A 13,784-nucleotide genomic window follows, 5' to 3' on the forward strand; every position below is an offset into this window, starting at 1 on the left:
CATGAATGTGAAAACAGCTCAAAAAGAAGCCGGACAGAATCTTGTGTGATTCCGTCCGGCTTCTTCTGTAAATTCTTATTTTGTTGTAACAACTGTGACTTCTTTCGTTTCCAGGTAACGTTGCGTATCCTCATTAAGGCCGCCGTCAGTGTAGATGGTGTCGACTTCGTTGATATCCAGTGTTTTGATGAGCCCCCTCTCGCCAAATTTAGTGGAATCGGTCAGCACGATGACTCGTTTGGCGACCGTCGCCATCGTCTGGACGACTTCCGAACGCAGCATGTCGCTGTTGGAAAAACCGAATACGCGATCGAAGCCGTCGATGCCGATGAACGCTTTGTCCACGAAGAAATTCTGGATGTTCTTCTTTGCAAGCGGACCGACTGTCACCTGCGCATCCTGCTGGTAGTTCCCGCCTAACAGGACAATCTGGCAATTCATCTCATTGCTGACATAATGAGCGATGAAACTCGAATTCGTGATGATCGTGATGTCCTTCTTCGTCTTCGAAATTATTTCCGCAAGGATGGCGCAGCTCGACCCCGATTCGATCATGATCGTTTCGCCGTTGGAGACTTCTTTTGCCGCCAGTTTTGCGATCTGCACTTTTTTGTCGTAGTTGAGCGCCAAGCGATAATTCAGATCGTCTTGGCTGTTCAGCACTGCAAAACCGTGCTCGCGATGGAGAAGCCCGCGCTTTTCCAAGGCATCCAAATCTTTCCGGATGGTTACTTTCGAAACTTTGAGCCTTTCGGCAAGATCATTTACTTCTATCTTCTTTAATTCGCTGACCAAGGCCAGGATTTCTTCTCTTCTACCTGTCATTATTCGTTGCTCCATTCCTTGACTGACCGTTTCTTCTTATGGAACCATTCTATCATTTCATGCAACTGAATACAATTTCCCGCGCTCGTTCTGTTTCGTTCGAAATTAATTTCAATTCATTTGAAACAATCCCGTTGACTTGCGAATGTCATGTGATAAACTAAGCGTAAAGAAACGCAAGAACGTTTTTCTAAAAATCAGCGATAAGGAGAAAATAAACATGAATTATCCAAAAAAAGTGACCGTCCCCAGCTCTCCGCAAACCGCCTGCATCTTCAATATCCAGAAGTTCAGCATCCATGACGGTCCCGGCATCCGCACGGTCGTCTTCTTCAAAGGTTGTCCGCTGCGCTGTACTTGGTGCGCCAATCCCGAATCGCAAAACGCCTTCCCCGAACAGATGTGGGACAAGACGAAACAGGAGTACGTGACGCAAGGGAAGGACATGACCGTGGATGAAGTGTTGACGGAAGTCATGAAGGATCTACCTTTCTATGAAGAATCCGGCGGTGGCGTCACCCTTTCCGGCGGCGAAGTCCTCTATCAGGCCACTTTTGCGAAGAAGTTGCTGGCTGAGCTGAAACAACAAAACGTCCATACGGCCATCGAGACGACTGCCTGGACTAACCCGTTGCTGTTCCAAGATTTCATTAAAGATGTGGACTACCTGATGATCGACCTGAAGCATTACGACAGCGCCGCGCATCGCGAGGGGACCAAAGTCAAAAACGAAATCATCCTTGAAAACTTGCGCATCGCAAAAGCTGCCGGCAAAGAGGTGCTGATCCGCATACCAATCATCCCGGACTACAACGACAGCCTCGAAGATGCCCAACACTTCAGCCAGCTGATCGCATCCATCGGACTGACCGACGTCAACCTGCTGCCCTTCCACCAGTTCGGCGAAAATAAATACGAGTTGTTGGAGCGCGAATATGCCTTCACGGGCGTGAGGCAGTACCAGGCGGAAGACTTGGAGGATTACCGCCAAATCTTTTTGGGTAAAGGCTTGAATTGCTATTTTTGATGATTTTCGGCTACCTTGTAATGTTACCGTTTACCATTTCATCCCTAATGAACCGAAGAATCCTTCGTCGATTTCAATCTGATTCAAAAACAAGAGTCCAACTAGCGAATGGTGTTACTGCATTCGCTAGTTGGACTCTTGTTGCGTTAAAGAAAAAAGCAGCCAATTACGGCTGCTCCACATACATATCTTTTTTGGTCAACGTCCCGAACAGATCATAAAGGATATCATCCGTGATCTTCACGGGATTGTTATCGAGGTTCGGATGATGGGAAAGCTGGACCAATTCATCGATTTGGGCATCGGACAGATCCAGTTCCACCAGATCCGTCCGCAAGCCGATCTGTTTTTTCAGCGCTGAGATTGCACCCGCCATCTCAGCTGCATCGGTGAAGCCGAGCGCTTTGGCGAAGGCGGTCACGCGACCGTCCGTCTCCAGCTGAGCGTTCACCTGGGCGAAGTAATCAATCGTCAACCCGCAGGCTTCTCCGTGCGGGATGCCATAGAGATTCGTCAGCGGATAGGAGACTGCGTGCGAAGATGTCGTCTTCGGCAGCGCGAAGGCCAGGCCGGCGATGACGGAGGCTTCGGCCATCTTTTCGCGCGCTGTGGCATCTGTCGGGTTTGCGTAAGCGATCGGCAGGTGCTCGAACACCAATTTGGCGGCATGGATCGCCAGCGCGTCGCAGATCGGCTGATGGTTCAAGCTCCAGTAGCCCTCGATCGCTTGGCAAAGGACATCGATCCCGGAGCAGGCGGTCACGGTCGGTGGACAAGTGTAGGTCAATTCCGGATCGACGACGGCGTAGGCCGGGAAGAAGTTCGGTGAAAAGATCGGCGCTTTTTTCCCGGTTGCATGGTCGGAAAGGACCGAGACGCTCGTGACTTCGCTGCCGGTTCCAGAAGTCGTCGGCACTGCGATCAAAGGCAGGAATGTTTCCGGCAAAGCTTTGCCGGTGCCGTGGTAGAGCCTGATTGACTCGTCCACCGTGGCGATTGTTGCAGCGGCTTTGGCGAGGTCCATCACGCTTCCGCCGCCCAATGCGACAACAAACTTGGAACTATTCGCGCGCATCAGCTCGGCGCAGGCATCGACTTCGGTCACCTCTGGATTTGGCGAAACGTCGCTGTAGACGGCCGTCAACAGGCCGTCTGCTTCCGCGATGACTTTGTCGGCCAAGCCGGATTTGCGGAAAGAACGCGAACAGATCAGGATGCCGTCTGTTTCCCCGTGTTCCGCGATGACCTCCTTCAAGGCGGTAATTTTCCCGTTTCCGAAGATGATTTTCACTGGTTGTTGATAATTCCAATCCATTCCATGCACCCTTTCTGAAGTAAATTGTTCTCTATTAAACAGTAATCCGAAAGGCGCGCCGTCTAGGTCTGCCCTTCGGATTATTTTTCATTTATTATATCACACAGCCAACTCTTCTTTTTGGTTGATGACGTTCAGGATCGATTCGCGCATCGTCATGTATTGCTTGGAGTAGCGGGCGCTTTCGCTGTTGGCGCCGTCCATGTCGTAGGTGAAGTCGGTGTCGAGCACCTTCACGATGCGGCCGGGGCGGCTGGACATGACGATGACTTTCGTCGCCAGCGATAACGCCTCGTCCACGTCATGGGTGATGAAGAAGACGGTGCTTTGGTTCTTCATCCAGATGCGGCGGATCAGCGCCTGCATCTTGTCGCGGGTCAGTGCGTCAAGCGCGCCGAACGGTTCGTCCATCAGGATCATGCCCGGTTCGTTGACGAGCACTTTGGCCAAGGAAGCGCGTTGCTTCATCCCGCCGGAAAGCTCATAAGGCTTGCGGTTGGCGAAGTCCGTAAGTCCGACGATTTCCAGGTATTCCTCCGTGATCGCTTCGCGTTCCTTTTCCGGAATGTTGCGCATGCGCAATCCGAAATTGACGTTTTCTTTGATCGTCAGCCACGGATAGAGCGGCGGCGACTGGAAGACGACCCCACGCTGCCAATCCGGGCCTTCGATCGGTTTGCCGTTCATCAAGGCTTGGCCGTCAGTCGGTTGCATGAAGCCCGAGATGATGTTCAAGAGCGTGCTCTTGCCGCAGCCAGATGGTCCCATTACGCAGATGAACTCACCTTCTTGGATGTCGAGATTGACTTGGGCCAAGGCCGTCACTGTCCCGATTTCGCTGTTGTAGACCAGTTCGACATCCTCCAGTTTTACCACTGTCTTTCCGTTGATTCCGTCATAAGCTCTCTGCATAGCGGTTCCCCCTATTCTTTCGAATCCAAGTAAGCTTGGTTGTATGTTGTGTTGATGCCTTCAGCAAACTCTTCTTCGCTCGGCGATGCGGTGATGTTGCCTTGATCCAGGTAGAATTGGCCCATATCATACATTGTAGCGGCCATTGCGCCGACTGCATCGGAAGTTCCCAGGTTGGCTGCATCCAATTGTTCCTCTGCGGAAATCCAGTTTTGGCCTTCCATTTGGAGCTTAGCGGATTCTTCAGTGATGTTCAATTGCTCAGCGATGATGGAGATGGCTTGATCCGGATCTTCTCTGTAAAGCGTTACGGCTTTATCGACGGCAGCGATGTATTTCGCGACGATTTCCGGATAAGCTGCACCAAATTCGCTGTGGACGATTTCGACGTTGGCTGTCATATAACCCATTTCAGCTACGTCTCCGCTGTGAAGGACGATGGTGCCTTCAGTCAGCAATTCGCTGAGGGTAGGCTCCCAGATGTAGGCGGCATCGATGTCGCCACGTTGCCATGCCGCAAAAATATCGGACGGTTGCAAGTCAATCAGTACGAAATCAGTCTCTTCAAAACCGCTGGCCGTGATGGCGCGCAGCAGGCTGTAGTGGGCGGTACTGGCGAAAGGAACGCCGATGTTCTTGCCCTTCAGGTCTTCCAAGGAGGTAGCGTTCAGCTCGTTCTTGGCAACCAAGGATTCCACGGACCCTAGCGTTTCATGGATCCAGATCATTTCGATCGGGATTCCCGATGCGATCCCCAATACGGCCGAGCCCGAACCGGTCAAGCCGAAGTCGACGGCGCCGGAAACCATGGCCTGGTTGATCGCTTTTCCACTTTCGAATTGGACTATTTCGATTGGCACACCCATTTCATCCTCAAAATAGCCTTCCGCTTTCGCGATGCCTTCGTCGTTCGGCATTTCCAAAGTCGCGATGATGACTTTGTCAGGCAGGTCGCCATCCGCTGATGCGGTGGAAGAATCGGTCGCGCTGTCTGCGCCTCCGCACGCCGCGAACAAAAGAGCTGAACAAGATAAGAACAGTAGTTTAGAGAACATGTGGTTTTTTTTCATAAAAGCCTCCGATTATTTTCCTGCCCAAGGGACAAATTTATTTTGTACGATGACGATGATTTTATCCAAAAGAATGCCGGTGATGCCCATGATGATGATGCCGACGAAGACGATGTCGCTGCGCAGATAGTTGCTGGCATCAAGGACCAGCCAACCGATCCCGGTCATGGCCGCAACCATTTCCGCCGAAACGAGGGTCGTATAGGCGACGCTGAGTGCGGTGCGCAGGCTCGTCAGTATATCCGGCAAGCAAGATGGTAGGATGACATGGAAGAATACTTGGGTCTGGCTGGCGCCGACCGTTTTTGCGCTGTTGATGAAGTCTGTGTTGACTTTCGCAACGGCTGAGACGCAGCTGACATAGATCGGTGCGAAGGCTGCCAGGAACAATAAGGCGACTTTCGAAGCATCCGCAATACCGAGCCCCATGACCAACAAAGTGTAGTAAGCCAATGGCGGCAGCGGGCGATAGAAGTTGATGATCGGATCCAAGGCCGCTTTGATTTTCGTGTTGTAGCCGCTGAGCAGGCCCAGCGGAATCGCGACGATGATCGCCAATCCGAAGGCACTGAGCAGGCGCCATAAGCTGGTGCCGATGTGCTGCAGCAAGGAATAGCCTTTATAGCCGTTGAAGAGGATCTCCACGAAGGCCGTCCAAACCGCCAATGGGCTTGGCAACAGCATCGGGCTGACCAGCCCCAGCGCGGTAACGACATACCAGAGCACCATGATCGCTGCGACGGTGCCGACGGTGATCATTTTTTCCGGCTGGATCCTCTTTCGTCTTTTCTTAACCGCGATCGCGGACGTGCTTTGCTCGGGAATCAGTGCATCGCTTGTGAGCGTATCTGCTTTCTTCATAAAATTGTCCTCCTTGGTCTCTTTTCGCCTAACCTGTTTCATGCGCGGCGTACCTGATATTCGCGGGCGATCGTTTGCACGAAAATCTTGCCGTCCCCCGCTTGGCCGGTGCTGTTGACCGCAAGCAGGATGCCGATCACGTTTTCCACATGTTCATCCTCCGTCACGATCGTAAACATCCGTTTCGGCATCAGCACGCTGTGTCCGACTGCTTCGCGGAAGTCTCTGCCTATCAGCGGATTCTTGCCGCGTCCGAAGACTTTTCGGCAAGTGAAGCCCGGAAAGCCGCCTGCAGCCAGTTTTTGTTTCGTTTCCGTCACCTTGTTCAGGCGAATGATCGCTGTCACTTCCTTCATACAATTCCCACCTTTACAGTCCTTCTATTACAGTCCTTCTGCGCCGCTACTGATCGTATAGGCATTTTCGATTGCGTGCACGAATATTCGGCCGTCGCCGTAATTCCCCAAATCGCTTGTGCGCGCTTGGGTGGTGATGACGTCGACGATTTCTTTTTCATGGGCTGCTTCGGCCACCAGGAACAGCAATTCCTTCGGCAGTTCGTCGTAGAAGACATCGCCGATGTGGATGCCTGCCTGTTTCCCTCTCCCGTACACGTCCATCCGTGTCACGGCGGTGTGCCCCTTTTCAGCGAGTTTCGCTAAAATCTGTTCGGTCTTCTCCGGCCTCACAATGGCCTCAATTTTCACTAGCATGCGCTCCACCCCTTTAGGCTGTTTTCTTCATTAAATAGTAGATTTTTTGAAAGATATTTTTTGAAATGTGGTGCGGCCGGGACCCGGCGCATTTTACAAATAGGTCGCATCGACAAGCGTCAGCACTTCATCTAGGATCGGCAGTACTTCAGCCAACTCTGCTTCGGTGATCGTAAGCGGTGGGCAGACGCTGATCGTCGTTTCGCGTCCGAAAGTCGAGAAGCCTCGATCCTTCAGTTCCTTGTAGATGGCCGGCATGATCCGGTTCGGCGTGTTGAAAGGCACAAGCGGTTCGCGCGTTTCCTTGTCGAGTACCAGTTCCACTCCGCAGAAGAGGCCGTAAGTGCGGACATCTCCGACGCAAGGGTGTTTGGCTTTCATCTCTTCCAGGTAATCCTTCAGTATTGCGCCGAATTTTTCGACGTTGGCGGCGATTTTTTCATCCTCGTAGACTTCCAAAGTCGCCAAGCCGGCTGCGCAAGCCAATGTGTGGCCGCTGTAAGTCAAGCCGCATTGGAGTTGGTTTTCAGTGAAGTATTCGCTGATCCACTCGGAGACGATCACGCCTCCCAGCGGCACATAGCCTGATGTCACCCCTTTAGCGAAGGTGATCATGTCTGGGGTGAATCCGTATTGTTGGAAAGCGAAAGCTGTTCCGGTCCGGTAGAAGCCGGCCATGACTTCATCGAGGATCATCACGATGCCGTAGCTGTTGCAGAGGTTGCGCACCCCTTCCAGATACCCTTTTGGATAAGCGATGATGCCGTTCGCGCCGATGACCGTTTCCAACAGGATGGCCGCCACATTGTACGGGCCTTCGTATTGGATCTGTTCCCCCAGTTTCTTCAGGTAGAAGGCCGTCAATGCCTCTTCGGTTTCAAATGGAAGGTTGTCGCGGTAAGGAGACGGATTGGAGAATTTCACAAAGCCGTTCGCGCCGCCGATCTCAGCCGCAAACCTGCGGGAATCCCCGGAAGCATTCGAAGCAGCAAGCGTTGCGCCGTGGTAGCTGTGGTAGCCGCTGAAGACTTTCGTGCGCCCCGTCGCGATCCGTGCCATCTTGATTGCGTTCTCGTTCGCATCAGCTCCGGCATTCGTGAAGAACACGCGCGCCATATCCCCGCCGGCCAGCTCGACCAGTTTCTTCGCCAACAAGGACTTCACATCGGTCGCATAACTCGGTGCCATGAAGCACATCTTTGCAGCTTGATCCTGGATCGCATTCACGACTTTCGGATGCTGATGACCGATGTTCGCGTTCACCAACAGGGAGGACATATCCACTTGACGGTTGCCATCATAGTCCCAGAAATAAATGCCTTCCGCCTTTTTGACTGCCATGGCAGCTTGGCCCTGCTTCGACCAGGCCCGCATCACGTACTGTTGATCCATCGCTATTACTTCTTCTCCGGTTAAAGTTGTTGCTTCCGTTGTATTCCATGTTGCGTTCACTGTCATGCTGTTCCCTCCCGATGAAATTTCTTTTAATCAATTTCTAATATGTCCCCATAATAGTGTGATTTTTACTTTCGGTAAACTGAAAGCTCTAATTTGATGATAGCATTTATGACATTTCTGCTTTCATCACAAAAATATTCCGCTTACAACGGGGTATATTTGCTGCCCTTTGTCAGTTATGTAAGGTTTTTCTGAAAAGAAACTGACTTTCGTGGCCGAATAATTGTGAGGGCTTTCAGGTTTGCTGTGGGTGGAATGAGGCAAAATAACTATCGATATATTTAAGCGCCATTACAGAAAGCGACGCCAGTTTCCAGGAATGCGCGTTAGCTTTACTGACATACTTTGATTGTGGAAGAGTTTTTTTGAGGTTATCAAGAAGAAACATGTGAGGTAATCTGCCGTTGATAGGGTCAGGTTTGGGAGAATATTCGGAAGTTTACCTAATAAATAAAAGACAAAGTGTTCAGAAGAACTCAAAAAAGCGAAAGACTCCCAGCTGGAGGATGCTGGCTGTCTTCGCTTCTATTCGGGATTAATGCAATTCAGTACGGCACTAATTTGACCAGTACGTATAAAACACGTATAATTAATTATATAGAAGAACACAGTCATATAAAGGGGGACCCATCATGATCGAAGACAAAGTATACATCTATCCCATCTACATCACTGTCGATTTGGCCGAGGAATATCCTTATTTCGTCGAGATACCGGATGTGGATGGTTACACACAAGGAAAAGACTTAGCAGAAGCTATCACGATGGCCAGGGATTATATCGGTTTTGCAGTAATCGATAAACTGGAGCAAAACGAGCCTCTGCCCTTGCCAGATCAAATCACCTATCAACAAAACAATACTCAAATCAAAACGCTTGTGGATATCAACTTCAAAAAATATAAAGCACAACGTGACAACAAAGTAGTGAAAAAAACACTCACGATCCCAAATTATTTGAATGAACTTGGCATCGAAAAAGGCATCAACTTCTCGTTGACACTGACGGAGGCTTTAAAGGAAAAGTTGGGCGTCTGATGCAGCGGCATTATTGAATAAATAGTTGTATAATCATTAGGAAGCAAGTTACTTTTCCATTTGAAATGAGGTTTTAGTTATGGACTATTCAGAAGGCAAATTACCACCCAGCTATGATGTCGCGGAAAATGAGCTGCCTTACCAAATAAAATTGGCGTTATGGCAGACGGCATTCGGTCTGCAAAAAGTCGATGGCCTCAGCCCATCCAAGTACATGGTTGAGCTGGCCTACGAAAATATAGAAGGAAAAAAAGGATACGATGCCATTTATCGCGAAATTTCGGATTATCACCGGGAAGCACATGTGGATGCAAACACGGTCGAGGCGGATATCGTTTCACTCCGGATTGCGGAATTGTTGGCTGAAGATTGTTTCCTGCTCTCCCCTTCCACGCTGTTGGGCATCCATAGGCATTTGTTCACAGATGTTTTCCCGGAAGAAATTCCTGTGGGCAAGTTCCGGACTGTGAATATCACAAAGAAAGAGCCTGTGCTAAATGGGGAGACGGTCCAATATAGTTCGCATTTCATGATTCAGGATTCTTTGGCGTACGATTTTGAAAAAGAACAGAATTTCTCTTACAGTAACCTGACTAACGAGCAAAAAGCGCTGCACGCGATGGCATTTTTGGCGGACATCTGGCAAGCCCATCCTTTCAGAGAAGGAAATACCCGGACGGTCGCTGTTTTCGGTATCCAATATTTGAGGAAATTAGGGTTCCACATCGACAATTCACTCTTCAGCGAGCATGCCGCCTACTTCAGGAACGCCCTCGTGCTCTATCATTACCATGGCGAGAAACAGGATAAACAGTTTTTGAAAATGTTTTTCGAAAATCTGCTGTTGGGCAAAAAGAACGTGCTATCGGATGAAGAAATGCACATGAAAGAATAAGACAAAATGTTCAAAAAAATACAAAAAAGCAAAGACGATCAGCATGCGGATGCTGGTGGCCTTCGCTTTTTTTCGTGAAGTAAACGAATTCCATGCGGTTAACCGGTTTCCACTTCTCACCATTGTGCCTTGAACATTTAGATCGAAGGTTGTCCGATAACGTCGAAGAATCGGACAACCTAAGTTGGTTCGGTTCGAAGGTTGTCCGATAACGCTGATGAATTGGACAACCGGAGCATGTTCGGTTCGAGGGTTGTCCGATAACACTGAAGAATCGGACAACCCAGGCTACTTTTACCAAAAAAGCAAGAGCTGCTGCCTCGGAATGAGGCAGCAGCTCCTGCTAGTGTTCAATATTCTGTTTATTTGGCTACGCCGGCAGTCCATTCTGCGACTAGATCCGGATTAGCTTCGACGAACGCTGCAGCAGCGTCTTCGGCTGATTCGCCTTCATAGATTTGGAGCATCAAGGCTTCGACATCTTCGATGGTCCAATGGAATTGATCCAATACTTGGTAAGCTTCAGGCATGTCGGTTTCGAGTCCTTCACGTGCCATCGTGTGGATCGTTTCTTCGCTGCCGAAAGTTCCCTTGGGATCATCCAGGTATTTCAGGTCATAGGCCGAGAACATCCAATGCGGGTTCCAGGCTGTTATGACGATGTCTTCTTCATTTTCGATTGCTTGTTCGAGTGTGACGGTCATTGCGCCGGATGAGGACGTTTCGATTGCCCAATCACTCAGATTCGAGTAATCCGTGATGGCACGCTCAGCAGCTGCCACGATACCTGCACCTGGCTCGATTCCGGTGATGGATTTGCCGGATTGATCGGTCAAATCTTCGATGGAGTCGACATCCATATACGCAGGAACGGCCAGACCGATCTTCGCGCCTTCAAGGTTTCCGCCTAGGTCGACCATCTTATCGCCGTATTCTTCCAATTGTGCGCCGTGCGTTCCGGGCAGCCAAGCGCTCAACATGGCATCCGCTTCGCCTGTGGAAACGGCTTCCCACATGATTGCGTTATCCAATGGTGTCAAAGTCACATCGTAACCGAGGTCTTCCAGAACTTTTGCGACAACGTGGTTTGTGGCCACTGCGTCATCCCATTCGACGTAAGCCAGTTCAATTTCCTGGCCTTTGCCGACCGTGTCTTCCATGGATGCTGTATCTTCTGTCGCACCGCATCCAGCGGCGATCAGTGTGACACCTAAGCCCAATCCGGCAGTAAGTCCGAGGCGTTTCCAGTTACGTTTTGTTGTTTTTATCATAGGTATGTTTCTCTCCTTTTTATTTGGCAATTAGGAATATGTGAGTCTTTATGTAGCTTTATGATGCGCTCTTTTTGCTGAATTTTTGGGTCAGACGGTCGATGATGATGGCAAGCACAACCAAAGCCAACCCGGATACGAAACCGGAACCGATTTTGGCGCGCTGCAAAGCGGAAAGGACATTACGGCCCAATCCAGGGGCACCGATCATCGAAGCGATGACGACCATCGACAAGGACAGCATAACGGTCTGGTTGATGCCGGCCATAATCGTGGATTTCGCCAACGGCAACTCGACTTTGAATAACCTTTGCGCGCCGGTGCTGCCGAATGATTCGGCTGCTTCAACCAGTTCGGTGGAAACTTGTCTGATCCCCAGATTCGTGAAGCGGACGGTCGGCGGGATTGCGAAAATAAGTGACGCAAGCACCCCCGGAACCATGCCGATCCCGAAGAAAGCAACGGCTGGAATCAGATAAACAAAGGCTGGCATCGTCTGCATGAAATCCAAGACCGGATTGATGATGCTGTTCGCAAGTTTGTTTTTCGCCATCAGGATACCAAAAGGCACACCGATCAGTACGGACAGCAAGCTCGAAAACAGGACCAGCGTCAAGGTGAACATCAAGTCTTCCCAGAGTCCTTGGTTATGGATGAACCAGAGTCCGACGACGGAAAAGATGGCCAGGCCGAATTTTTTCCCTGAGGCAAAGAATGCCAACAGAGCGACTAATACAATCAGGATGACTGCCGGTATGGCCGTCAATGTTGAAGTCATCAGATCAATCAAAGTCTGCGAAGACTCTTTGATCGGATCGAACAAAAAGCTGAACGTGTCTGCGGTCTTATCCGTGACGTATTCAGTGAACTCGGCAACCGGCAATTCAGGAATGAAGTTTAATAGATTATCCATTTACGGACACCTCGCTTTCTCCTGCCAAAGCGGCTATGACAGCGCCTCTGACAAGTACTCCCACCAATCTGTCGTTTTCGATGACAGCGACCGGCGAGCTTGAATCATGGATGATCGGGAAAATATCGCTCAAAGTAGTATCTTTGGAGACAGTCGGGATATCTTCTCTAAGGATGCCATCCACTCTAGTAGTGTTGGCTTTCAACGCTTTCGTAGCGTCCTCGGCAGTGATGTACCCTTTCAGTCTGCGGTGATTGTCCACCACAAGGATTGTTGAAATCCCTTCTTGGCGTAATAATTCCAATGCGAAGAGCGGGCCATGTTTTTCGATATTCATGACGATCGGACGCTTCATGATGTGTTCGGCCGTCAGTACTTTCGAACGGTCGACGTCCTCCACGAATTTTTCGACATAGCGCGTTGCCGGATTGGTCAATATTTCCTCCGGCGTACCGATTTGGACCAATTCCCCGTCCTTCAGCAGCGCAATCCGGTCCCCGATGCGCAAAGCTTCGTTCAGATCATGGGTGATGAAGATGATGGTTTTTTTGACGTTTGCCTGCAGATCCAACAGTTCATCCTGCATCTCACGACGGATCAATGGATCCAAAGCCGAGAAGGCTTCGTCCATCAACAGGATTTCCGGGTCATTCGCCAGTGCACGGGCCAAACCGACCCGTTGCTGCATCCCGCCGGATAATTGGTTCGGATACTGATGACTGTAATCGCCAAGACCGGAATTCTCCAAAGCCTGTTGCGCTCGTTCCTTGCGCTCGGCTTTTGCGACGCCTTGCACTTCCAGTCCGTATTCGGTGTTCTCCAAAATCGTGCGATGCGGGAATAAGCCGAAGTTCTGGAAAACCATACTCATTTTTTCTCGGCGCACTTGGCGCAATTCCTTCTTGTCCATGATCGATAAGTTCTCTCCGTCGATCAGGATGTTGCCCTTCGTCGGTTCGATCAAACGGTTGAACATCCGCACAAGTGTCGACTTCCCGCTTCCGGAAAGACCCATGATGACGAAGATTTCACCTTCTTCTATGGAAAGACTGACGTTGTTTACCCCTACTGTCGCCCCAGTGGCGCGCAGGATGTCTTGCTTGCTCTTCTTTTGTTCAAGAAGTTCCAGAGCCTTCTCTGATTTTTTCCCAAAAATTTTCGTTACGTTCTCTATTTTTATTTTCGGCAAGTTCATTGCTCCTCTCAAATTTTCGATGCTGTATGTGTGGATTCTTTTTAATAGTGGAGATCAAATCCCCGAATCCGATTATGGGCCTCTGCAATGTACAAATATAGTGTTACATTTTCATTTATTCCAAAAAAATAAATTGAAGATAATTTTGTTACATCACAAAGCTACAACCACTATTATCCAGTTATGGCGCGGATATGCAAATCAAAAATGAATTATTTGTGAATTTTTCGCGAAAAAGGATGCGGTTACACACGCTTCCTAAAGGTAACCGTGAAGAATCCGATTTTTTTTT

General features: G+C 49.9%; 12 protein-coding genes and 1 pseudogene. 3 read left to right on the forward strand and 10 right to left on the reverse strand.

What is annotated here, in order from left to right:
• Positions 1-75 precede the first annotated feature (75 nt).
• A complete protein-coding gene (locus C7R73_RS03250) occupies positions 76-825 on the reverse strand; it encodes a DeoR/GlpR family DNA-binding transcription regulator (protein ID WP_106449107.1) in 750 nt (249 codons plus the stop codon).
• 220 nt (positions 826-1,045) lie between these two features.
• Here C7R73_RS03250 and C7R73_RS03255 point away from each other — a divergent pair, with 220 nt between their 5' ends.
• Positions 1,046-1,852 carry a glycyl-radical enzyme activating protein gene (locus C7R73_RS03255; RefSeq protein WP_106449108.1) on the forward strand — a complete coding sequence of 269 codons (807 nt, stop codon included), beginning with the start codon at positions 1,046-1,048 and terminating at the stop codon, positions 1,850-1,852.
• Between the two features lie 166 nt (positions 1,853-2,018).
• On the opposite strand, the gene C7R73_RS03260 is transcribed toward C7R73_RS03255, so the two are convergent.
• From C7R73_RS03260 to C7R73_RS03290, 7 genes are all read right to left on the reverse strand, one after another.
• Positions 2,019-3,167, reverse strand: a complete 1,149-nt coding sequence (locus C7R73_RS03260) for an iron-containing alcohol dehydrogenase family protein (RefSeq protein ID WP_106449109.1) — start codon at positions 3,165-3,167, stop codon at positions 2,019-2,021.
• A gap of 99 nt (positions 3,168-3,266) precedes the next feature.
• Positions 3,267-4,079, reverse strand: a complete 813-nt coding sequence (locus C7R73_RS03265; protein WP_106449110.1) for an ABC transporter ATP-binding protein — start codon at positions 4,077-4,079, stop codon at positions 3,267-3,269.
• Positions 4,080-4,090: 11 nt separating this feature from the next.
• On the reverse strand, positions 4,091-5,149 hold the full coding sequence (locus C7R73_RS03270) for a taurine ABC transporter substrate-binding protein (protein WP_106449111.1): 1,059 nt from the start codon (positions 5,147-5,149) through the stop codon (positions 4,091-4,093).
• A gap of 12 nt (positions 5,150-5,161) precedes the next feature.
• Positions 5,162-6,010 carry an ABC transporter permease gene (locus tag C7R73_RS03275; protein ID WP_106449112.1) on the reverse strand — a complete coding sequence of 283 codons (849 nt, stop codon included), beginning with the start codon at positions 6,008-6,010 and terminating at the stop codon, positions 5,162-5,164.
• A gap of 38 nt (positions 6,011-6,048) precedes the next feature.
• Positions 6,049-6,366 (reverse strand): P-II family nitrogen regulator, encoded by a 318-nt coding sequence (locus tag C7R73_RS03280; RefSeq protein ID WP_106449113.1) that lies wholly within the window; start codon positions 6,364-6,366, stop codon positions 6,049-6,051.
• A gap of 27 nt (positions 6,367-6,393) precedes the next feature.
• Positions 6,394-6,723, reverse strand: a complete 330-nt coding sequence (locus tag C7R73_RS03285) for a P-II family nitrogen regulator (protein WP_106449114.1) — start codon at positions 6,721-6,723, stop codon at positions 6,394-6,396.
• A gap of 93 nt (positions 6,724-6,816) precedes the next feature.
• Entirely contained in the window at positions 6,817-8,181 is a 1,365-nt protein-coding gene (locus tag C7R73_RS03290; RefSeq protein ID WP_106449115.1) for an aminotransferase class III-fold pyridoxal phosphate-dependent enzyme, read from the reverse strand.
• A gap of 632 nt (positions 8,182-8,813) precedes the next feature.
• Here C7R73_RS03290 and C7R73_RS03295 point away from each other — a divergent pair.
• Both C7R73_RS03295 and C7R73_RS03300 read left to right on the forward strand, forming a co-directional pair.
• Positions 8,814-9,218 carry a type II toxin-antitoxin system HicB family antitoxin gene (locus C7R73_RS03295; protein ID WP_106449116.1) on the forward strand — a complete coding sequence of 135 codons (405 nt, stop codon included), beginning with the start codon at positions 8,814-8,816 and terminating at the stop codon, positions 9,216-9,218.
• A gap of 79 nt (positions 9,219-9,297) precedes the next feature.
• Entirely contained in the window at positions 9,298-10,113 is an 816-nt protein-coding gene (locus tag C7R73_RS03300) for a Fic family protein (RefSeq protein WP_106449117.1), read from the forward strand.
• 362 nt (positions 10,114-10,475) lie between these two features.
• On the opposite strand, the pseudogene C7R73_RS13805 reads toward C7R73_RS03300, so the two are convergent.
• Together C7R73_RS13805 and C7R73_RS03315 are read right to left on the reverse strand one after the other, a co-directional pair.
• Positions 10,476-12,297: pseudogene (locus tag C7R73_RS13805) on the reverse strand (ABC transporter permease/substrate binding protein).
• Complete coding sequence (locus tag C7R73_RS03315; protein ID WP_106449120.1) at positions 12,290-13,486, reverse strand: quaternary amine ABC transporter ATP-binding protein; 1,197 nt, start codon at positions 13,484-13,486, stop codon at positions 12,290-12,292. The pseudogene C7R73_RS13805 and the gene C7R73_RS03315 overlap by 8 nt, the downstream one beginning before the upstream one ends.
• Positions 13,487-13,784 lie beyond the last annotated feature (298 nt).

Source organism: Trichococcus alkaliphilus, assembly GCF_003008695.1.
In the GTDB taxonomy this organism is placed as follows: domain Bacteria; phylum Bacillota; class Bacilli; order Lactobacillales; family Aerococcaceae; genus Trichococcus; species Trichococcus alkaliphilus.